General features: G+C 71.3%; 18 protein-coding genes and 2 pseudogenes. 14 read left to right on the top strand and 6 right to left on the bottom strand.

Annotated features, from left to right (window positions below; translation table 11 throughout):
* The 5 genes from sucB to CA983_RS23470 form a co-directional block, all read left to right on the top strand.
* The coding region (sucB, locus tag CA983_RS23450) for a 2-oxoglutarate dehydrogenase, E2 component, dihydrolipoamide succinyltransferase (protein ID WP_107500266.1) at positions 1 to 1,009 on the top strand (1,009 nt) is incomplete at its 5' end.
* A gap of 253 nt (positions 1,010 to 1,262) precedes the next feature.
* Positions 1,263 to 1,886, top strand: coding sequence for a GntR family transcriptional regulator (locus tag CA983_RS23455; RefSeq protein ID WP_086602865.1), 624 nt, complete (start codon positions 1,263 to 1,265; stop codon positions 1,884 to 1,886).
* Positions 1,887 to 2,156: 270 nt separating this feature from the next.
* A complete protein-coding gene (gene aceE, locus CA983_RS23460) occupies positions 2,157 to 4,859 on the top strand; it encodes a pyruvate dehydrogenase (acetyl-transferring), homodimeric type (protein ID WP_086602866.1) in 2,703 nt (900 codons plus the stop codon).
* A gap of 59 nt (positions 4,860 to 4,918) precedes the next feature.
* The gene (locus CA983_RS23465; RefSeq protein ID WP_086602880.1) at positions 4,919 to 5,905 is read left to right on the top strand and encodes a helix-turn-helix transcriptional regulator; all 987 of its coding nucleotides are present in this window, start codon (positions 4,919 to 4,921) and stop codon (positions 5,903 to 5,905) included.
* 56 nt (positions 5,906 to 5,961) lie between these two features.
* Positions 5,962 to 6,480, top strand: a complete 519-nt coding sequence (locus CA983_RS23470; protein WP_086602867.1) for a DUF4240 domain-containing protein — start codon at positions 5,962 to 5,964, stop codon at positions 6,478 to 6,480.
* Here CA983_RS23470 and CA983_RS23475 read toward each other — a convergent pair whose 3' ends face one another.
* Together CA983_RS23475 and CA983_RS23480 are read right to left on the bottom strand one after the other, a co-directional pair.
* Positions 6,481 to 6,699 (bottom strand): hypothetical protein, encoded by a 219-nt coding sequence (locus tag CA983_RS23475; protein WP_086602868.1) that lies wholly within the window; start codon positions 6,697 to 6,699, stop codon positions 6,481 to 6,483.
* On the bottom strand, positions 6,696 to 7,631 hold the full coding sequence (locus CA983_RS23480) for a peptidoglycan recognition protein family protein (protein ID WP_341866686.1): 936 nt from the start codon (positions 7,629 to 7,631) through the stop codon (positions 6,696 to 6,698). Before CA983_RS23480 ends, CA983_RS23475 begins: the two co-directional genes overlap by 4 nt.
* A 189-nt stretch (positions 7,632 to 7,820) precedes the next feature.
* Here CA983_RS23480 and CA983_RS23485 point away from each other — a divergent pair, with 189 nt between their 5' ends.
* On the top strand, positions 7,821 to 9,005 hold the full coding sequence (locus tag CA983_RS23485) for a MarP family serine protease (RefSeq protein ID WP_086602869.1): 1,185 nt from the start codon (positions 7,821 to 7,823) through the stop codon (positions 9,003 to 9,005).
* Between the two features lie 11 nt (positions 9,006 to 9,016).
* Here the strand turns inward: CA983_RS23485 and CA983_RS23490 are convergent.
* A pseudogene (locus tag CA983_RS23490) lies at positions 9,017 to 9,511 on the bottom strand (GNAT family N-acetyltransferase); the annotation flags it as partial.
* A gap of 67 nt (positions 9,512 to 9,578) precedes the next feature.
* Here CA983_RS23490 and CA983_RS23495 point away from each other — a divergent pair.
* Both CA983_RS23495 and CA983_RS23500 read left to right on the top strand, forming a co-directional pair.
* A complete protein-coding gene (locus CA983_RS23495; protein WP_086602871.1) occupies positions 9,579 to 10,481 on the top strand; it encodes a TIGR01777 family oxidoreductase in 903 nt (300 codons plus the stop codon).
* 191 nt (positions 10,482 to 10,672) lie between these two features.
* On the top strand, positions 10,673 to 12,079 hold the full coding sequence (locus CA983_RS23500) for an NAD(P)/FAD-dependent oxidoreductase (protein ID WP_086602882.1): 1,407 nt from the start codon (positions 10,673 to 10,675) through the stop codon (positions 12,077 to 12,079).
* An 88-nt stretch (positions 12,080 to 12,167) separates the two neighbouring features.
* On the opposite strand, the gene CA983_RS23505 is transcribed toward CA983_RS23500, so the two are convergent.
* Complete coding sequence (locus CA983_RS23505; RefSeq protein ID WP_086602872.1) at positions 12,168 to 13,640, bottom strand: NsdA family TPR-like regulatory protein; 1,473 nt, start codon at positions 13,638 to 13,640, stop codon at positions 12,168 to 12,170.
* A gap of 238 nt (positions 13,641 to 13,878) precedes the next feature.
* On the opposite strand from CA983_RS23505, the gene lipB reads away from it, so the two are divergent.
* The 4 genes from lipB to CA983_RS23525 all read left to right on the top strand — a co-directional run bounded on the left by lipB (position 13,879) and on the right by CA983_RS23525 (position 16,995).
* Entirely contained in the window at positions 13,879 to 14,679 is an 801-nt protein-coding gene (gene lipB, locus CA983_RS23510) for a lipoyl(octanoyl) transferase LipB (protein WP_086602873.1), read from the top strand.
* 94 nt (positions 14,680 to 14,773) lie between these two features.
* The gene (gene lipA, locus CA983_RS23515) at positions 14,774 to 15,739 is read left to right on the top strand and encodes a lipoyl synthase (protein ID WP_086602874.1); all 966 of its coding nucleotides are present in this window, start codon (positions 14,774 to 14,776) and stop codon (positions 15,737 to 15,739) included.
* Positions 15,740 to 15,999: 260 nt separating this feature from the next.
* Positions 16,000 to 16,212, top strand: coding sequence for an SCO2195 family GlnR-regulated protein (locus CA983_RS23520; RefSeq protein ID WP_086602875.1), 213 nt, complete (start codon positions 16,000 to 16,002; stop codon positions 16,210 to 16,212).
* Between the two features lie 78 nt (positions 16,213 to 16,290).
* Entirely contained in the window at positions 16,291 to 16,995 is a 705-nt protein-coding gene (locus CA983_RS23525; protein WP_086602876.1) for a DUF4191 domain-containing protein, read from the top strand.
* A gap of 77 nt (positions 16,996 to 17,072) precedes the next feature.
* Here the strand turns inward: CA983_RS23525 and CA983_RS23530 are convergent, their stop codons facing one another.
* Positions 17,073 to 17,540: an RDD family protein gene (locus CA983_RS23530; RefSeq protein WP_086602877.1), complete on the bottom strand. Its 468-nt coding sequence runs from the start codon at positions 17,538 to 17,540 to the stop codon at positions 17,073 to 17,075.
* Between the two features lie 210 nt (positions 17,541 to 17,750).
* On the opposite strand from CA983_RS23530, the gene glnA reads away from it, so the two are divergent.
* Positions 17,751 to 19,160 carry a type I glutamate--ammonia ligase gene (glnA, locus tag CA983_RS23535; RefSeq protein WP_086602878.1) on the top strand — a complete coding sequence of 470 codons (1,410 nt, stop codon included), beginning with the start codon at positions 17,751 to 17,753 and terminating at the stop codon, positions 19,158 to 19,160.
* A 111-nt stretch (positions 19,161 to 19,271) separates the two neighbouring features.
* Complete coding sequence (locus CA983_RS23540) at positions 19,272 to 19,544, top strand: SCO2583/SCO2584 N-terminal domain-containing protein (protein WP_086602879.1); 273 nt, start codon at positions 19,272 to 19,274, stop codon at positions 19,542 to 19,544.
* A 19-nt stretch (positions 19,545 to 19,563) separates the two neighbouring features.
* Here CA983_RS23540 and CA983_RS23545 read toward each other — a convergent pair.
* A pseudogene (locus CA983_RS23545) lies at positions 19,564 to 19,789 on the bottom strand (hypothetical protein); the annotation flags it as partial.

The raw sequence follows: 19,789 nt of genomic DNA on the forward strand, positions 1-19,789 counted from the left end.
GGCCCCGTCCGCTCCTGTTCCCGCCCCGGCTCCGGCCCAGGCGCCGGCCGCCCCGGCCGCAGCCCAGCCGGCCGACGACGGCGCCTACGTCACCCCGCTGGTGCGCAAGCTCGCCGCCGAGCACGGCGTCGACCTGTCCACCGTCAAGGGCACGGGCGTCGGCGGCCGTATCCGCAAGCAGGACGTCATGTCCGCCGCCGAGGCCGCCAAGGCCGCCGCCGCTGCCCCGGCTCCGGCCGCCGCCGCTCCGGCCGCCGCCAAGAAGGCCCCGACGCTGGAGGCCTCGCCGCTGCGCGGCCAGACCATCAAGATGCCGCGGATCCGCAAGGTCATCGGCGACAACATGGTCAAGGCCCTGCACGAGCAGGCCCAGCTGTCCTCGGTCGTCGAGGTCGACGTCACCCGCCTGATGAAGCTGCGCGCCCGTGCCAAGGACGCGTTCGCGGCCCGCGAGGGCGTCAAGCTCTCCCCGATGCCGTTCTTCGTCAAGGCCGCGGCCCAGGCGCTGAAGGCGCACGCGCCCATCAACGCCAAGATCAACGAGGCCGAGGGGACCATCACCTACTTCGACACCGAGAACATCGGTATCGCGGTGGACTCCGAGAAGGGCCTGATGACCCCGGTCATCAAGAACGCCGGTGACCTCAACCTCGCCGGTATCGCCAAGGCCACGGCCGAGCTGGCGGGCAAGGTCCGCGCCAACAAGATCACCCCGGACGAGCTGTCCGGCGCGACCTTCACCATCAGCAACACCGGGTCGCGCGGCGCGCTCTTCGACACGATCATCGTGCCGCCGGGCCAGGTCGCCATCCTCGGCATCGGCGCCACGGTCAAGCGCCCGGCCGTCATCGAGACGGAGGAGGGCACGGCCATCGGCGTCCGCGACATGACGTACCTGACCCTGTCCTACGACCACCGCCTGGTGGACGGCGCCGACGCCGCCCGCTACCTGACGGCGGTCAAGGCCATCCTGGAGGCGGGCGAGTTCGAGGTCGAGCTCGGCCTCTGACCTTCCTGTACGGCTGAACGGTGCCCCGTCCGGATCTCCCGGGCGGGGCACCGTCGTACCCGAGGGACGCGGGGCTGTGACATGTGCGGCTCCGCCGCGTGGGCGAGCAACCACACACAACCGTCAGTCGAACGACAAGCCCACAACCCCCGTGTAAGTCTCGTCTCACCTGCACCAAAGCACCCCCACCCACACCGCCTCCGGAGCGACCCGGCCTTATTGTCTAAACGTCAAACCCCCTTAAGGAGCCTTCATGACCGCGCCCGTCATCCACTCGCTGCGCGAGCAGATCCGCGAGCACATCCTGGAGGGGATCATCAGCGGACGCTGGCAGCCGGGCGAGCGGATCGTGGAGCGGCGCATCGCCACGGAACTGGAAGTCAGCCAGACACCCGTACGCGAGGCCCTGCGGGAACTGGAGTCGCTGCGCCTGATCGAGTCCGCTCCCAACAAGGGCGTCCGCGTACGGAACCTGACCGCCGCCGACCTGGAGGAGAGCTACCCGGTCCGGGCCGGTCTGGAGGCCATCGCGGCGGAACTGGCGGCCCAGAGCCTGTCGGAGGACTGCTCGGCCCTGGAACCGCACGTCTCCGCCCTGTACGAGGCCGACCGCCTGTCCGACGGCACGGCCCAGGTCCGCCACACCGTCGCCTTCCACCGCGAACTGGTCCGCGCCGCCGGCAACTCCGTCCTGCTGCACACCTGGGAAGGCCTCGGCATCGAGGTGTTCACGGCCCTGTCGATCCGCTGGCTGGGCACCCAGCAGCAGTCGTACGCCGAGGAGCACGAGGAGCTGGTCGCCGCCTTCAAGCGCCGCGACCCCCGGATCGCGGAACTCGTGAAGGCGCACGTCCTGGGCTGCGCGCCCCGGGCGTGACACCCGAGCACACTCCCGCTCAAACGCCTCCCGACCTGCGAAAACACCGAGCCGAAGAGGTCACTCCGTGCCATCGCCGGAGGCACCCCGTGCCTACTTTCTCGTAATCAAGAGGTTTTGCCTCTCAACCCTTTGATCGATCATCGATCAGCGAGTTACAGTCGCCGACGGGCTTGCCACCCGAGCCCCAGCCCTGTCCTGCCAAAGACAAAGGGCACCCCCGAACCCTTACCGATGAGGGAACCCCCTTCGACTGAGGAAGGCGGCGACATGACCGACCCCAACGCCATCCAGCCGAGCGAGCTCGACCAGCTCCCGGACCGGGACCCGGAGGAGACCGCCGAATGGCAGGCCTCCCTGGACGCGGTCGCCACGGCTGCCGGGCCGCACCGTGCCGCGTACCTGATGCGGCGCACGCTGGAGCGCGCCGAGGGCGCCGGCATCGCGCTGCCGAAGCTCCTGGAGACCGACTACGTCAACTCCATCCCCACCGCCGCCGAGCCGGCCGTGCCCGGTGACGAGGCGATGGAGCAGCGGATCACCGCGTGGAACCGCTGGAACGCGGCCGCGATGGTCACCCGTGGCAGCAAGTACGGCGTCGGCGGCCACATCGCCACCTTCGCCTCCGCCGCCTGGCTGTACGAGACCGGCTTCAACCACTTCTTCAAAGGCAAAGAGGCCGACGGCTCCGGCGACCAGCTCTACATCCAGGGCCACGCCTCCCCCGGCATCTACGCCCGCGCGTTCCTCGACGGCCGTCTGACCGAGGAGCAGCTCGACAACTTCCGCCGCGAGTCGGGCGGCAACGGCCTGCCGTCCTACCCGCACCCGCGCCGCCTGCCCTGGATGTGGGAGTTCCCGACCGTCTCCATGGGTCTGGGCCCGCTCTCCGCCATCTACCAGGCGCGCTTCAACCGCTACCTCACCAACCGCGGCATCAAGGACACCTCCGCCTCGCACGTGTGGGCGTTCCTCGGCGACGGCGAGATGGACGAGCCCGAGTCGACGGCGGCCCTCGCGCTGGCGGCCCGTGAGGAGCTGGACAACCTCACCTTCGTCATCAACTGCAACCTCCAGCGCCTGGACGGCCCGGTCCGCGCCAACTTCAAGATCGTGCAGGAGCTGGAGGCCCAGTTCCGCGGCGCCGGCTGGAACGTCGTCAAGACGCTGTGGGGTACGGCCTGGGACGAGCTGTTCCGGCTCGACACCACGGGCGCGCTGGTACGCCGCCTGCGCCAGGTACCGGACGCGCAGATCCAGACGTACCAGACCCGCGACGCGGCCTACATCCGCCAGGACTTCTTCGGCGCCGACCCGGCGCTGGAGGAGATGGCGAAGCTGCTGAGCGACGACAAGATCCTCGAGTGCTTCCACCTCTCGCGCGGTGGGCACGAGGCGCGCAAGGTGTACGCCGCGTACAAGGCGGCCGTCGAGCACAAGGGCGCGCCGACCGTGATCCTGGCCCAGACGGTCAAGGGCCACACCCTCGGCGAGGGCTTCGCGTCGAAGAACGCCAACCACCAGATGAAGAAGCTGACGGTGGACGAGTTCAAGAACATGCGCGACCTGCTCGGCCTGCCGATCAAGGACAGCGACTTCGTCGACGGCGTGGTCCCCTACGGCCACCCGGGCGCCGACTCCCCCGAGGTCCGCTACCTCCAGGAGCGCCGCGCGGCCCTCGGCGGCCCTGCCCCGGCCCGCCGCGTCCACCCGGTCGCGCCGCTGCCCGCCCCGGCTCAGAAGGCGTTCGCCTCCTTCGACAAGGGCTCCGGCTCGCAGAACGTGGCCACCACCATGGCGTTCGTCCGCCTGGTGAAGGACCTGGTCCGCGACAAGGAGACCGGCAAGCGCTGGGTGCCGATCGTCCCGGACGAGGCGCGCACCTTCGGTATGGAGAGCCTCTTCCCGTCCCTGGGCATCTACTCGCCCAAGGGCCAGACGTACGAGCCGGTCGACCGCGACCAGCTGATGTACTACAAGGAGGCCAAGAACGGCCAGATCCTCAACGAGGGGATCACCGAGGCCGGTTCGATGGCCGACTTCATCGCCGCTTCGACGTCGTACGCGACGCACGGCGAGACGATGATCCCGTTCTACATCTTCTACTCGATGTTCGGCTGGCAGCGCACGGCCGACCAGATGTGGCAGCTCGGCGACCAGCTCGGCCGCGGCTTCCTCGTCGGTGCCACGGCCGGCCGCACCACCCTGACCGGTGAGGGCCTCCAGCACGCCGACGGCCACTCCCCCGTCATCGCCGCGACCAACCCGGCGGCACTGACGTACGACCCGGCGTTCGCCTACGAGGTCGCGGCCATCGTCAAGGAGGGTCTGCGCCGTATGTACGGCGAGGCGGCCCCGGGCGAGGACCAGAACGTCTTCTACTACCTGACCGTCTACAACGAGCCGCTGCCACAGCCCGCGAAGCCGTCCGTCGACGGCATCGACGAGGGCATCGTCAAGGGCCTGTACCGCTTCAACACGGCGGAGTCGGCGGGCATCACGCCTCCGGCCAACGCCCCGCGGATCCAGCTGCTCGGCTCCGGTACGGCGATCCACTGGGCGCTCAAGGCGCAGCGGCTGCTCGCCGAGGAGTGGGGCGTGGCGGCCGACGTGTGGTCGGCGACGTCCTGGAGCGAGCTGCGCCGGGACGCGCTGGAGGCGGACGAGGCGCTGCTGCGCGGCGAGGAGCGGATCCCGTTCGTCCGGCAGGCGCTCCAGGGCGCCGAGGGCCCGGTGCTGGCGGTCTCCGACTACATGCGCCAGGTCCCGGACCAGATCGCGCAGTGGGTCGAGCAGGACTGGTCCTCGCTGGGCGCCGACGGCTTCGGCCTCTCGGACACCCGCGAGGCGGCCCGCCGCCACTTCGGCGTGGACGCCGAGTCGATCGTCGTCGCGGCCCTGGCCCAGCTCGCGGGGCGCGGCGAGGTCAAGGCGACGGCCGTGAAGGAAGCGCGCGCGAAGTACGGTCTGTAAGAGCTGCAAGGCAGGAGGCTCCCGCTGCGGCGGGGGCCTCCTCCTGCATGATGTGCTGCATGCGCGCTGCCCGGCTCATCAAGATGGTGCTGCTGCTCCAGTCCCGGCCCTCCATGACGGCCGCCGAGCTCGCCCGTGAGCTGGAGGTGTCGGAGCGGACGGTCACACGGGACGCGCAGGCGCTGTCGGAGGCGGGTGTGCCGGTGTACGCGGACCGGGGCCGGGCCGGCGGGTACCGGCTGGTCGGCGGGTACCGGACGCGGCTGACCGGGCTGCACCGCAGCGAGGCCGAGGCGCTGTTCCTGTCCGGGGTGCCAGGGGCGCTGCGCGAGATGGGCCTGGAGGACGCCGCCTCGGCCGCCCGGCTGAAGGTGTCGGCGGCGCTGCTGCCGTCCCTGCGGGACGCGTCCAGGACGGCGGCGCAGCGGTTCCATCTGGACGCGCCGAACTGGTTCAAGGAGCCGAAGACGCCCGTGCTGCTGCCGGCGGTCGCCGACGCGGTGTGGGACGACCGGCGGGTCACCGCGCGCTACCGGCGCGGTGAGGACGAGGTCGTCCGGGAGCTGGAGCCGTACGGGCTCGTGCTGAAGGCGGGCGTCTGGTACCTGTGCGCACGGGTGGCCGGGGGCGGGTCCTTCCGGGTGTACCGGATCGACCGGTTCACGGCGGTGGACACGGGCGAGGAGCGCTTCGAGCGGGAGCCGGAGTTCGACCTGCCGGCCTTCTGGGAGGAGCGGGCGGAGCAGTTCGCGCGGTCCCTCCTGCGGGCCCGGGTCGTGGTCCGGCTGTCCCCCGACGGGGTGCGCCGGCTGCCGTACGCCCTCGACTCGCTGTCCGCCCGCGAGGCCCTGGCGGACGCGGACGCCCCGGACTGCGACGGCTGGGTGACGGTGGCCCTTCCGGTGGAGTCCGAGGAGGTCGCCCACGCCCAGCTGACGGCGCTGGGCCCGGAGGTGGAGGTACTGGCGCCCGACAGCCTGCGCGAGCGGTTCGCCGGGGACGCGCTGCGGCTGGCCGGGCTGTACCACCGCCAGGACGGCGTATAACGATCCCGCGCACTCCGGGTGCGCCCCTGTGCCCCAGGGCCGATGCTGGACCCGTGATGGACGAGACGGAGTTCTGGGAGCTGGTCGACGACACGCGGGAGGCCGCCGAAGGCGACCCGGAGGAGCAGGCCGACCTGCTCGTGGAGCGGCTCGCGCAGCTGGACCCGGACTCGGTCCTGGACTTCGCCCGGCACTTCGAGTCCCGCTACAACCGCGCCTACCGGTGGGACCTGTGGGGCGCCGCCTGGGTGCTGCTCGACGGGGCGAGCGACGACGCCTTCGACTTCTTCCGGTGCTGGCTGATCGGCCAGGGCCGCCATGTCTTCGAGGGCGCCGTGCACGATCCGGACTCGCTCGCCGAGCTGCTGGACGACTTCGACGAGGAGATCGACGGCGACGGCGAGGAACTCGGCTACGCGGCGGACGAGGCCTACGAGCAGCTCACCGGCACGGTCGCCCCCGACCTGGGGATCCCGCCCGCGCCCCCGGAACCGGAGGGCACCCCGCTCGACTTCGAGAACGAGGACCTGCTCGCCGAGCGCTATCCCCGGCTGTGGGAACGCTTCAGGGGCTGATCAGGCTACCCGGCGGCGGCTCGTGTCGGACGGCAGGTACGCGTGCGCCTGGTCCGCCTTGGCCGCGTGGTGCAGCGGGGCGGCGTTGGCCTGGTCGAGGGCGGACGCGGTGGCCGCCGCCGGGCCCAGGACGACGGTCGCGACCGCGCAGAGCACCGCCCAGGGGCCGCGCGTGACCCCGGCTCGGATCCCCGGGTTCCTCGTACGAGCGTTGTTCATGGTCCCCACCTCCGGTCGGCTGCCTGTGGTGGTGACCGTAGGGCGCCGGGATCTGAGGACCCTGCGCGCCGGCTGTGGCCTTCCTGTGGACCCGGCGGCCGGCCCTGCAACCGGGCGGCCAGTTGCCTGATCTCCGGCAGCCGGGCGTGCAGGGCGGCGCCCGGGCAGCTGGTCATGTAGCCGTCGTTGTGGCCGGCGAGGGCGGGCAGCTCCGCGGTGGTGCCGGCCGCGTACCGGCTCAGGCCGTTGCTGGACACCAGGCGGACGCTCGCCCGCGGGTCGGTGCCGGTCAGGCCCAGCTTCCAGGCGGACAGTGCGGCGATGGCGTGGATCATCGCCCGGGGTACGGGCATGCCCGCGGTGAAGGTGCCGAGGGCGGCGATGCCGGTGGTCCCGTGGTTGAAGCCCTGGGTGTGGGCGCCGGTGACGGCCCGTTCGACGCCGCCGGCGCGGCCCTCGTAGACGGTGCCGCAGCGGTCGACGACGAAGTTGTAGCCGATGTCGTCCCAGTCGCGGGTGCCGGTCTGGCCGGTGTAGAGGTCCCGGAGGATGCGGGGCGCGTCGGCGCAGTCGTAGCCGTTGGGCGAGTCGGTGTGGTGCACGAAGACGGCGACGACCCGGTCGTCGTAGCGCGGACGCGGCTGCTTGCGGGCGGCGTCGCCCAGCCACTGTGATCGCGGCACGATGTGCGGGCGCGGGGCCGCGTAGGGCGTGGCGGCGGGGCGCTGCGTGGCCGGGCGGGCGCCGGTCTCGGCGGCGTGCTCGACGCCGTGGGCGCACAGCACCAGCGCCACGACGGCGGCGACGCCCGGCAGGCAGCCGAGCGGCACCCGGGCCGCGCGCGGCAGTCCGGCTATGCCGGGCGTCCCGGCGGCGCGGTGCCCGCGCGTGCCCCGCCGTCTTCGGAAGAGCCGTCTCCGGAAGACACGCATGATCCCACTGTCGGCCTGATCCGGTCCGTCCGCGATGTGTGATGTGCCACCCGGTGGAACCATCGTCACGGTCCGCGACGTTTTTCCGAGTGCACGCGTGCGTGGCCGGTTCTGATCATTCACGCGCGCGTGACTGATCACCGGGCCCTTCCCCCACGTACTAAGGGGTTCGAGAGAAAGAAGGCGTGCGTGGACCTGCTCGACATCCTGCTGTTGCTGGTCATCCTGGCCTACGCGGCATCCGGCTACCGGCGGGGGCTGGTGGCCGGCTGTGTGTCGCTGGCGGGCTTCGTGGGCGGTGCGGTCGTCGGCGTGTGGATCCTGCCGTGGGTGATGGACCTGGTGCCGCCGGGTACGACGCGCGCGACGGTGACGGCGGTGTTCGCGGTGCTGCTCCCGGCGGTGGTGGGGCACGAACTGGCGGGGCGCCTCGCGCTGAGGCTGCGGCGGGAGCTGGACCGTGGGCCGCTCCGCGTGGCGGACGGGATCGGCGGGGCGGTGGCCAACGCGGTCGCGGTCCTGATCGTGGCGTGGGTGGCCGCGAGCGTCCTGGGCGCTTCCTCGTCGCCGCTGGTCACCTCGGCGATCCGGGACTCGCGGCTGCTCGGCGCGGTGCAGCGGACGATGCCGGACACGACTCCCGCCTGGTTCTCGGAGGCCACGTCCGCGCTGACCCAGGCGGGTTTCCCGCAGGTCTTCAACCCGTTCGAGAACGAGTCGACGGCCGAGGTCGCCAGGCCCTCGGGCGACAGCGTCACGGCTGCCGCGACGAACGCCGCCAAGCTGAGCACGGTCAAGGTCGAGGGCGTCGCGGGCACCCAGGGCCGCGAGGGCAGCGGGTTCGTGTACGCGCGAGAGCACGTGATGACCAACGCCCACGTCGTGGCCGGCATCGACGAGCCGACCGTGCAGATCGGCGGGGTCGGGCGGACGTACGAGGCGCGGGTGGTGCTCTTCGACCCGCAGAAGGACGTGGCCGTGCTGTACGTGCCGGGTCTCAAGGCGCCCGTGCTGCGGTTCGACGACAACGCCGGGCGCGGCGACTCGGCGGTCGTCGCTGGCTACCCGCAGGACGGCGACCTGAACCTCCAGGCGGCGACGGTCGCGAACCGCGTCCGGGCGACGGGCCAGAACATCTACAACGACGACACCGTCACCCGCGAGATCTACTCGATCCGCTCCACCGTCCGCCCCGGCAACTCCGGCGGCCCCCTGCTCACCACGGACGGCCGGGTCTTCGGCGTGGTCTTCGCCCGCTCCACCTCGGACGCCGAGACGGGCTACGTGCTGACCGCGGCCGAGGTCTCCTCCGAGGCCGAGCGCGCGGCGAACGCGACGGCGCCGGTGGACACGGGCGAGCTGGCCGAGTCGTAGCCCAAGGCTCGCAGGGAGCGCCCCATCAGCACGTCGTCGACGTAGGTCCCGTCGAGCAGGAACTCCTCGGGCAGGATCCCCTCCACCACGAATCCCTCGGCCTCGTAGAGCCCCCGGGCCGGGGTGTTGTGGGCGAGGACGCGCAGGGTGAGGCGGCGGGCACCGCGCCGGCGGGCCTCGTCGACGGCGGCCCGGACCAGCGCCCGCCCGACGCCCCGGCCGCGCGCCTCCTCCGAGACGGCGAGGCCCTGGATCTGGCGGACGTGCCGGTTCGAGTCGGCCGGCGTCGGGAAGCCGAGCAGCACGTAGCCCGCCAGGCGGTCACCGAGTTCGGCGACCAGGCAGTCTGCGGGGGTGTGCCGCTCGTTGAAGAACGGCGGGTACGGCGGTTGCGGCCGGGGCACCACGGCGTGCAGGTGCGACCACGCGAGGCGGTCCAGCAGGGCCAGCCCTTCGCCGTCATCGGGCACGGCGGTGCGGATGCGCGGTTCGCGGGGCTCGGACATGGCGTCACCCTACGGTGAGGGCCTGTGGCCGGACGCCGGATTCACGGCGGGCGGGCAGGATGGGCCCATGGAACCCTCACGTATCGCAGTGGCCGGTGCCTCCGGTCTCATCGGCGGCGCCCTGGCGCGGTCCCTGACCGCGGACGGGCACGAGGTGGTGCGCCTCGTGCGCCGTACGCCCCGGGCGGCGGACGAGGTCCGGTGGGACCCCGAGGGTGGGCGCGTGGACGCGGCCGGGCTCGCCGGGTGCGACGCGGTGGTGAACCTGGCCGGTGCGGGGGTCGGCAACCGTCGCTGGACGGACGCCTACAAGCAGCGGATCCGCGCCAGCAGGGTGGACGGCACGGCGGCGCTCGCCCGGGCCGTCGCGTCGCTGGACGAGAAGGACCGGCCGCGGGTCTTCGTGAACGGCAGCGCCATCGGCTACTACGGCGAGACCGGGGACCGGGTCGTCGACGAGAGCGCGCCGGCGGGCACGGGTTTCCTGCCCGAGCTGTGCGTGGAGTGGGAGGCCGCCACCGCACCCGCCCAGGAGGCCGGCGTGCGCACGGTGTTCACCAGGACCGGGCTGGTCGTGTCCCGCAAGGGCGGTGCCTGGGGGCGGCTGTTCCCGCTGTTCCAGGCCGGGCTCGGCGGGCGGATGGGCGACGGGCGGCAGTACTGGTCGTTCGTCGCGCTGCACGACGAGGTCGCCGCGATCCGGCATCTCATCGACACCGACGGCCTGTCCGGGCCGTTCAACATCACCGCCCCGAACCCCCTGACGAACGGTGAGATCACGGGGGCGATGGGGCGCGTGCTGCACCGCCCGACCCTGTTCACCGTGCCCGCGCCCGTACTGCGGACCGTGCTCGGCGAGATGGCCGGGGATGTGCTCGGCAGCGCCCGGGTGCTGCCGACGCGACTGCTGGAGTCGGGGTTCCGGTTCGCCTTCCCGGACATCGAGGGGGCGATCCGGGCGGCGTTGTGACGGACCCCGGAGCCCCTACGACCACTTCGTGCCCACAAGGCCTCCGTATGCGACCGCCGTGCGACCGTGCCCTGTCGATGCGCGACTCCCCCTGACCGATCACGGCCCTACTCTCGACCAGAACTCGCGTATCCCTGGGGCCTGTTGAGGGCATGACGTCTCCAGTGCCGCGCAACCTCGAGGAGGGGCACGTGCTTGAGCCCGCTTACCAGGCGGACGTGGTCGTCGTGGGGGCCGGGGTCGCCGGACTCTCGGCCGCGCACCGGCTGACCAGCGCAGGAGTGACGACCATGGTCCTGGAGGCCGCCCACGGGGTCGGCGGCCGCATGGCGACGGAGAAGGTCGACGGCTTCCGGCTCGACAGAATCGGCCAGTTGCTGTCCACGGCGTACCCGGAACTACGGCTGACACCCGGCCTCGGCGGGCTCGTGCTGCGCCCCTTCGCGCCCGGTGTCCTGCTGCACGGCGACGGACGCCACCATCGCGCGGGCGTCCAGGCGGGCGCAGGGGGCGCACGGGGCGCACTGCACGCGGTGCGCGCCCTGGCGAGCGCCCCCCGGTCGCCGTCCGCGCCCAGGCCGCCCAGGAGGCCGGTGGCGGTGCCCGGACGGCAGGTCTCCGTGCCCCGGAGCCGGTCCGGTGCCCCGCTGGGCACGGCGGTCGACCAGGCCCGCCTGGGAGCCGCCCTGACCCGGCTGGCGGGCACACCGGCCGAACGGCTGCTGGCCCGCCCGGAGCTGCCCGCCGGTGAGGCCCTGGCGGCCCGCGGGCTGCCCGCCCGTACGATCGACGGCTTCCTGCGTCCGCTGCTCGCCGCCCTGCTGTGCGACCCGGACCTGACGACGTCCAGCCGGTGCGCGGACCTCGCGCTGCGCGCCTTCGCGAGCGGCCGGCTGTGCCTGCCGGAGGGCGGCGCCGAGGCCCTGCCGCAGCTGCTGGCGGGCACGTTGCCGGCGGGCACCGTGCACACCGGCGTGCGCGTCACCTCCGTCTCCACGACCTCGGTGACCACCGCGGAGCACGGCGAGATCCGCTGCCGGGCGGTGCTGGTGGCGACGGATGCGAGGGCTGCGGCCGAGCTGTTGCCGGGGCTGCGGGTGCCGGAGTCCCATCCGGTGACGGTGGTGCATCACACGACGGACGAGCCGCCGGGGACCGGGGCGTCGCTGTTGCTCGACGCGGACCTGGGTGGGCCGGTCGCGCACACGGCTGTGGTCAGCCAGGTCGATCCGTCCCGTGCTCCGGCGGGGCGGGCGCTGGTGTCCTCGACGGTGCTGGGGCGGCCGCCGGGGGATGTCGACACGGCGGTGCGGATGCATCTGGCGCGGCTGTACGGGGTGTCGACGGCTCGGTGGGAGACGTTGGCCGTGCATCACACGGCGGAGGCTGTGCCGGCGATGCGGCCGCCGCATGATCTGCGGCGGCCGGTGCGGTTGCTTGCGGGGCTGTATGTGTGTGGGGATCACCGGGACACCAGTACGGTCCAGGGCGCCTTGCACTCTGGGCATCGGGCGTCTGCGGCGATCTTGGCGGACTTGGGGGCTGGGCGGTCGATGCATGTTGCCGATCCGCTGCCGACGGTGCCCCGGGCTGCTTAGGTGCTTCGTCGGCTGCGGGTTCGTTGTGGCCGTTCGCGCCCACGCGGCGGAGCCGCAAATCGACGCAGCCCCGCGCCCCTGAGCCCTTCTACCCAAGGGCCGCTACTTTGTCGCGGTAATTCCGCACCGGGGCCGCGTCCTTGTACGGCTCCAGCCTGCGCTCGAAGTCCCTCACGTACTCCACCGCCCGTACCGAACGCATCTCCGCCGCCTGGCCCGCCGCCTCCGCGGCCAGTTGGCAGGCCTGGTCGAGTTCGCCGAGGCCGAGGCGGGCGGTGGCCAGGACCACGCGGCAGAAGAGGCGGCTGCGGGCGTAGGACGGGGCGCGGAGCTGGAGTGAGCGTTCCGCGTGCTGGGCGGCGGCGCGGAACTGCTGAAGGTCCCGGTGGCAGTGCCCGAACTCGTCGGCGAGCTGTGCCTCGTCGAAGAACTTCGCCCAGTGCGGGACGTCGTCCCCGGGCCGGGCCGTCTCCAGGGCGCGCTCGGCGCGGACCAGTGCGGCCGTGCAGGCCCGCACCTCGCCGAGCACGCCGTGTCCGCGCGCCTCGGAGGAGTGCAGCAGCGCCTGCACGACGGGCGGCGCGGAGGTGCCGACGCCCTGCTGCGCCACGCGCGCGAGCTGCACCGCCTCCCGCCCGTGCCCGAGGTAGACGGCCTGCCGGCTCATGGTGACCAGCACGTACGCCCCGTACGTCCGGTCCCCGGCCGCCTGGGCGAGCCGGAGCGCCTGCACGAAGTAGCGCTGGGCGAGGCCGTGCGCGGCGATGTCGTACGACGTCCAGCCCGCGAGCCGGGTCAGATCGGCGGCGGCGGCGAACAGCCGACGGCCGGTCTGCTCGCCGTAGGTGCCGCGCAGCATGGGCTCGCACTCGTGCTCCAGATAGCGCACGAGGGCCTGGCGGGCGTGGCCGCCGCCGTAGGCGTCGTCGAGGGTGCGGAACAGCTCGCCGACCGAGCGCAGGGCGGCGATGTCGCCGGCGGTCACCCTCTGGCCGGGTCCGCGTTCGGCCTGCCCGCGCTGGCGGGGCAGGGACGGTACGCCCGGCTCGGCCGGAGACCGGAGGGCGGCGCGGCCCTGGGCCGGGATACGGGCGGCGGGCGGCTCACCGCGGGCCACCTTCTCGTCGGCCCGGCCGATCAGCCAGTCCCGGCTCGGCACGACGAGCCCGGCCGGCGTGAAGGCGATCTTGCGCAGCTCGGCGTGGCTGCCGGAGTCCTTGCGCCACAGCCCGCTGACGATGTCGACGGCCTCCTCGGGGGTGGACGCGAACTCCAGCCCCGCGTAGACGGGCGCACAGGCGTCGAGGCCGAGATCCTGGGCGGTGAGGCGGCGGCCCAGGCGCCGGGTGAAGACCTCGGCGATCAGCGCGGGCGTGGTACCCCTGGGCTGCTGGCCGCGCAGCCATCGGGTGACGGATGTCTTGTCGTATCTCAGATCGAGCCCGTGTTCGAGACCGAGCTGATCCACGCGACGGGCGAGACCCGCGTTGGAGAACCCCGCTTCTGCGATGAGCGCGGCGAGCTGTCGGTTGGGGGTGCGCTGCGCGGGTCGTTCCGTCATGGTGCGGTGCGGTCTCCTGCCTTCCGGTGTGGGTGATCTGCCGGATTGCCTGTGAGCAGGCCTTATGGCTTGCTGGACGGCGCGAATGTAGCGGAGAGTAAACACCCCATCACACATTTTCCCGGACATTCATCCGATCGTGTGAGGATTGGCCCCAGGACTGACGTGTCCGGGCCGGACGTACAGTGGCTTGGGCGCGATACGTGCCTGACACACCCGTCCGAGGGAGGCGCTTGCCGTGAGTGAGTTGCGGTTCGTCCGCATGGGGTTCGGTGACGAGGCCGTCGAGTACCAGGAGGCGTGGGACGAGCAGCGCCGGGTGCACGCGGCGCGCTTCGCGGACGAGGTCCCCGACACCGTGCTGCTCCTGGAGCACCCCCCTGTCTACACGGCGGGACGGCGCACGGCGGACAACGAGCGGCCCCTCGACGGCACGCCGGTCATCGACGTGGACCGCGGCGGCAAGATCACCTGGCACGGCCCCGGCCAGCTCGTGGGCTACCCGATCCAGAAGCTCCCGCGCCCGGTGGACGTCGTGGCCCACGTACGCCGCCTCGAAGAGGCCCTGATCCGCACCTGCGCGGAGTTCGGCCTGGAGACCACCCGGGTCGAGGGCCGCAGCGGGGTGTGGGTGCTGGGCGACCCGGTCGAGCAGCGCCCGGCGCTGGGCGGCCTGGCCCTGGACTTCGACCCGCGTCTGCACGACGAGGAGTTCGACCCGCGCATGAACGGCCCGGAGTACGCGCCGTCCAACGCGGGCCAGCGCCGCGAGGACCGCAAGATCGCCGCGATCGGCATCCGCGTGGCCAAGGGCGTCACCATGCACGGCTTCGCGCTCAATGTGAACCCGGACAACAAGTGGTTCGACCGGATCATCCCGTGCGGCATCCGTGACGCGGGGGTCGCCTCCCTGGCCAACGAACTGGGCCGCGACGTGACGATCGAGGAGGTCCTGCCGGTCGTCGAGCGGCACCTGCGGGACGTCCTGGAGAACGCGGAGCTGAAGCCGCGGGAGATCGAGAAGGCCCCGGCGGCATAAAACGGGCCGTGGAGGGGCTGGCACCCACACAGGCATTCAAATCAACGGGCGTACCCTTGAGGGCGCCGAAGAATCAATCGCTAGGGAGCCGGTCGTGTCCGCAGTCGCACCCGACGGACGCAAGATGCTGCGCCTGGAGGTCCGCAACAGCCAGACCCCCATCGAGCGCAAGCCCGAGTGGATCAAGACCCGGGCGAAAATGGGCCCCGAGTACACCAAGATGCAGAACCTCGTGAAGAGCGAGGGCCTGCACACGGTCTGCCAGGAGGCCGGCTGCCCCAACATCTACGAGTGCTGGGAGGACCGCGAGGCGACGTTCCTCATCGGCGGCGACCAGTGCACCCGGCGCTGTGACTTCTGCCAGATCGACACCGGCAAGCCCGAGGCGCTCGACCGCGACGAGCCCCGCCGCGTGGGTGAGTCCGTGGTCACGATGGACCTGAACTACGCCACGATCACCGGCGTCGCCCGCGACGACCTGGAGGACGGCGGCGCCTGGCTGTACGCGGAGACGGTCCGCCAGATCCACCAGCAGACGGCAGGCCGCGAGGCCGGCCGGACGAAGGTCGAGCTGCTCGCGCCCGACTTCAACGCCGTCCCGGAGCAGCTGGAAGAGGTCTTCTCCTCCCGTCCCGAGGTCTTCGCGCACAACGTCGAGACCGTCCCTCGGATCTTCAAGCGGATCCGCCCCGGCTTCCGCTACGAGCGCTCCCTGAAGGTCATCACCGAGGCCCGCGACTACGGCCTCGTCACCAAGTCGAACCTCATCCTCGGCATGGGCGAGACCCGCGAGGAGGTCAGCGAAGCGCTGAAGCAGCTCCACGACGCGGGCTGCGAGCTGGTGACCATCACGCAGTACCTGCGGCCCTCCGTGCGCCACCACCCGGTGGAGCGCTGGGTCAAGCCCCACGAGTTCGTGGAGCTGCAGGAGGAGGCCGAGCAGATCGGCTTCTCCGGTGTGATGTCGGGCCCGCTGGTGCGGTCCTCGTACCGCGCCGGGCGGCTCTACCGGATGGCCATGGAGCAGCGGGACGCGCGCATCGCGGCCCAGGCGGTCTGACGAACCGTCACCGCCCTTCCCGCCATAGGGCGGCACAAGCGTGTGAATTCGCGCACAAGACACTACCCGCCGGTAGCGACCGATATGACGCGGTCCTGAGCGTCCTCGCAGATGAGGGCACATGTCAGGACCGCGTCGCCGTTCGACGGTTCCCAACCAGGGCTTCATGGGTGTTTGACCGGTCGGTCATGCCCTGGTAACACCAATCAGTGACGCTGAACTCACAGCACGTACACCCGCTCCCGAGGGGGACCTCGCCCATGCAGGCCGCACCTGTTCGCGCCACCGCGATTCCGTCTTTCACCACCGCCCTGCGTGCCGTCGAGTCGCTGCTGCTGAGCAGCGGTCAGCGCACCGCCCGCCGCAACGCCTGGACCTCCGTGCTGGAGGACCGCCGTCGCGCCAAGGACCGGGTCGAGGCGCAGCGTGTCCTCGACCAGTCCGCCTCCCGGTCCCTCTCCGTCCACCCCTGAGGCCCGCCCGCTCCCCCGCGAGCGCTCCCGCGGACACTGCCGTCGTAGGCGCTTGTGGGGCCACGTAGACTTCGGGGCATGGCGAGGAAGGAAACCGCAGCGGACGCTGCGAACCCCGGGCGACTGAAGCAGATCGCCCTGACCTACAAGATGACCCGCAGGGCCGACAAGAAGATCGGTCTTGTACTCGCGGCAGTCGGAATCGTCACCTTCGGTGTCTTCCTCGCGATCGGTTTCTTGATCGGTCACCCCATCTATGCCAGCATCCTGGGCCTCCTGCTCGCCTTCCTCGCGACGGCGATCGTGTTCGGGCGGCGGGCCGAGCGGGCCGCCTTCGGGCAGATGGAGGGCCAGCCCGGTGCCGCGGCGGCGGTGCTCGACAACATCGGCCGGGGGTGGACGACGACCCCCGCGGTGGCGATGAACCGCAACCAGGACGTGGTGCACCGCGCGGTCGGCAAGGCCGGCATCGTACTGGTCGCCGAGGGCAACCCGAACCGGGTGAAGTCCCTGCTCGCCGCCGAGAAGAAGAAGATGAACCGCATCGTCGCGGACGTCCCGGTGCACGACCTGGTCGTGGGCACGGGCGAGGGCCAGGTCGAGCTGAAGAAGCTGCGCACGACCATGCTGAAGCTGCCCCGCGTGCTGACCGGCCCGCAGGTCACCGCCACCAACGACCGGCTGCGCGCCCTGGGCGACCTGATGAGCAACATGCCGCTGCCGAAGGGGCCGATGCCGAAGGGCATGCGGATGCCGAAGGGCGGCGGGCCGAAGGCTCGCTGACAACCCGCACACCACATGAGTGAGGGGCGCCCGGATCACTCCGGGCGCCCCTTCACTCATGTGTCCGTTCGCGCGTGTCAGATGCGGACCTCGACCGTACCCGCCAGCCGGTCGTGCAGGCCCCGGCCGTCGCGGTCCCAGATCAGGGCGGGGATCGCGAGGAAGAGCAGGACCGTGCGCAGCGCCGCGCGCCACGGGCTGACGCGGCCGGTGTCCAGGGCGAGCACCCGCAGGCCGAGGAGCCGCTTGCCCGGCGTGAAGCCGACCGTACCGACCGTCAGCACCATCAGGGCGAACATGATGAGCGGCGCCCAGATCTGGGCCGCTTCGTTGTAGCTCTGGGTGATGAGACCGTATGCGATCAGGAGGCTGAGGCCCCAGTCCACGGCGAGGGCGCCGAGCCGCCGCCCCGGGCGGGCGATCGAGCCGGGTCCCTCCTCGGGCAGACCGAGCTGCTCGCCCCGGTATCCGAAGTCGACACCGGCCTCTTCCACGGCCGCGCGGGGCCCGGAAAGCCACGATCCGAGTGCTTGCCTGTTGTCCACCCGTCCACGGTACTGCGCCCGTAAATGACCAGGGCACGGCGGGGTGCGTCGGGGCTACGGTGGAAGGTGAACCGGTTAACTTGTGCGAAACAAATGAGTCACGCCCGAGAAACCACCCGTCCCTAGGGTCGAGGTCAGCGTGTGCCACCCGCACTGGCCGCACGAACGAACTACCACCCCGGCGGGACGGTCGGGAGTAGGAGGAGCTGGATGTTCCAGAACGCCGACGAGGCCAAGAAGTTCATCGCGGACGAGGACGTCAAGTTCATCGACGTCCGCTTCTGCGACCTGCCGGGCGTGATGCAGCACTTCACGGTGCCTGCCGAGGCGTTCGACGCGGACGAGGAGCTGGCCTTCGACGGCTCGTCCATCCGCGGCTTCCAGGCCATTCACGAGTCCGACATGGCGCTGCGCGCGGACCTGTCGACCGCCCGTGTCGACCCGTTCCGCCGTGACAAGACGCTGAACATCAACTTCTTCATCCACGACCCGATCACGGGCGAGCAGTACTCCCGTGACCCGCGCAACGTGGCGAAGAAGGCCGAGGCCTACCTGGCCTCCACCGGTATCGCCGACACGGCGTACTTCGGTCCCGAGGCCGAGTTCTACGTCTTCGACTCCGTCCGCTTCGCGACCACCGCGAACGAGTCCTTCTACCACATCGACTCCGAGGCCGGCGCCTGGAACACCGGCGCCCTCGAGGACAACCGTGGTTACAAGGTCCGCTACAAGGGCGGTTACTTCCCGGTCCCGCCGGTCGACCACTTCGCCGACCTGCGCGCCGAGATCTCCCTGGAGCTGAACCGCGCCGGCCTGCAGGTCGAGCGCCAGCACCACGAGGTGGGCACCGCCGGCCAGGCCGAGATCAACTACAAGTTCAACACGCTGCTCGCCGCCGCCGACGACCTCCAGCTCTTCAAGTACATCGTGAAGAACGTGGCATGGAAGAACGGCAAGACGGCGACCTTCATGCCGAAGCCGATCTTCGGTGACAACGGCTCGGGCATGCACGTCCACCAGTCCCTGTGGTCGGGCGGCTCCCCGCTGTTCTACGACGAGGCCGGTTACGCGGGCCTGTCGGACACCGCCCGCTACTACATCGGCGGCATCCTCAAGCACGCCCCGTCGCTGCTGGCCTTCACCAACCCGACGGTGAACTCCTACCACCGCCTGGTCCCCGGCTTCGAGGCCCCGGTGAACCTGGTCTACTCGCAGCGCAACCGCTCCGCGGCCATGCGTATCCCGATCACGGGCTCGAACCCGAAGGCCAAGCGCGTCGAGTTCCGCGCGCCCGACTCCTCCGGCAACCCGTACCTGGCGTTCTCGGCGCTGCTGCTCGCGGGCCTGGACGGCATCAAGAACAAGATCGAGCCGGCCGAGCCGATCGACAAGGACCTGTACGAGCTGGCTCCCGAGGAGCACGCGGGCGTCCCGCAGGTCCCGACCTCGCTCCCGGCCGTCCTCGACTCCCTCGAGGCCGACCACGAGTTCCTCCTCCAGGGCGACGTGTTCACGCCGGACCTGATCGAGACGTGGATCGACTTCAAGCGCACGAACGAGATCGCGCCGCTTCAGCTGCGTCCGCACCCGCACGAGTTCGAGCTGTACTTCGACGTGTGATCGACGCCTGAACGAGACGCCACGACCGCGCCCTCGCTGCCCGTACGGGCAGCGAGGGCGCGGTCGTGTGTTCTATTCTGCTGGGAGGACCCACACGGGGGTGGAGAGGGAATGCCCGAGCACGAACAGGACGGCCAGGAGCGCGAGTTCGACCTCAGATGGGCGGACAGCGCCGAGCACAAGGAGCCCTCGGCGCGGGCCCGGATGCTCGCCGCGCGCTGGAAGGACAATCCGCCCGGGCCCGTGCCCTTCCGGCCTGAGCCCGACCACAGGGGGTCCGGTCGCCGGTCCCGCTCGTCGTGGGTGTCGACGGTCGTGGTGCTGGGCTGTGTGGCCGCGGTGATCCTGCTGCTGGGGTACATCAACTTCCGGGCGCCGTACTAGGGTGTGTGTGATGTTGTGATCAGCCAGTTGCCTTCAGGAGGTCGTTGATCCAGATCATCGAGGCACGGAGGTGGAGGCCGGCGAGGTAGCTCTCGGGCGTCTTGTCGTATCGAGTGGCGATGCCCCGCCAGGCCTTCAACTTGTTGATGAGCCGCTCAACGGTGTTCCGCTCCTTGTAAAGATCGCCGTCGTGGCATGTGGGGCGGCCGCCCCACATGCCACGACGGCGATCTTTACAAGGAGCG

Source organism: Streptomyces swartbergensis (assembly GCF_002148965.1).
GTDB classification, from domain to species: Bacteria; Actinomycetota; Actinomycetes; order Streptomycetales; family Streptomycetaceae; genus Streptomyces; species Streptomyces swartbergensis.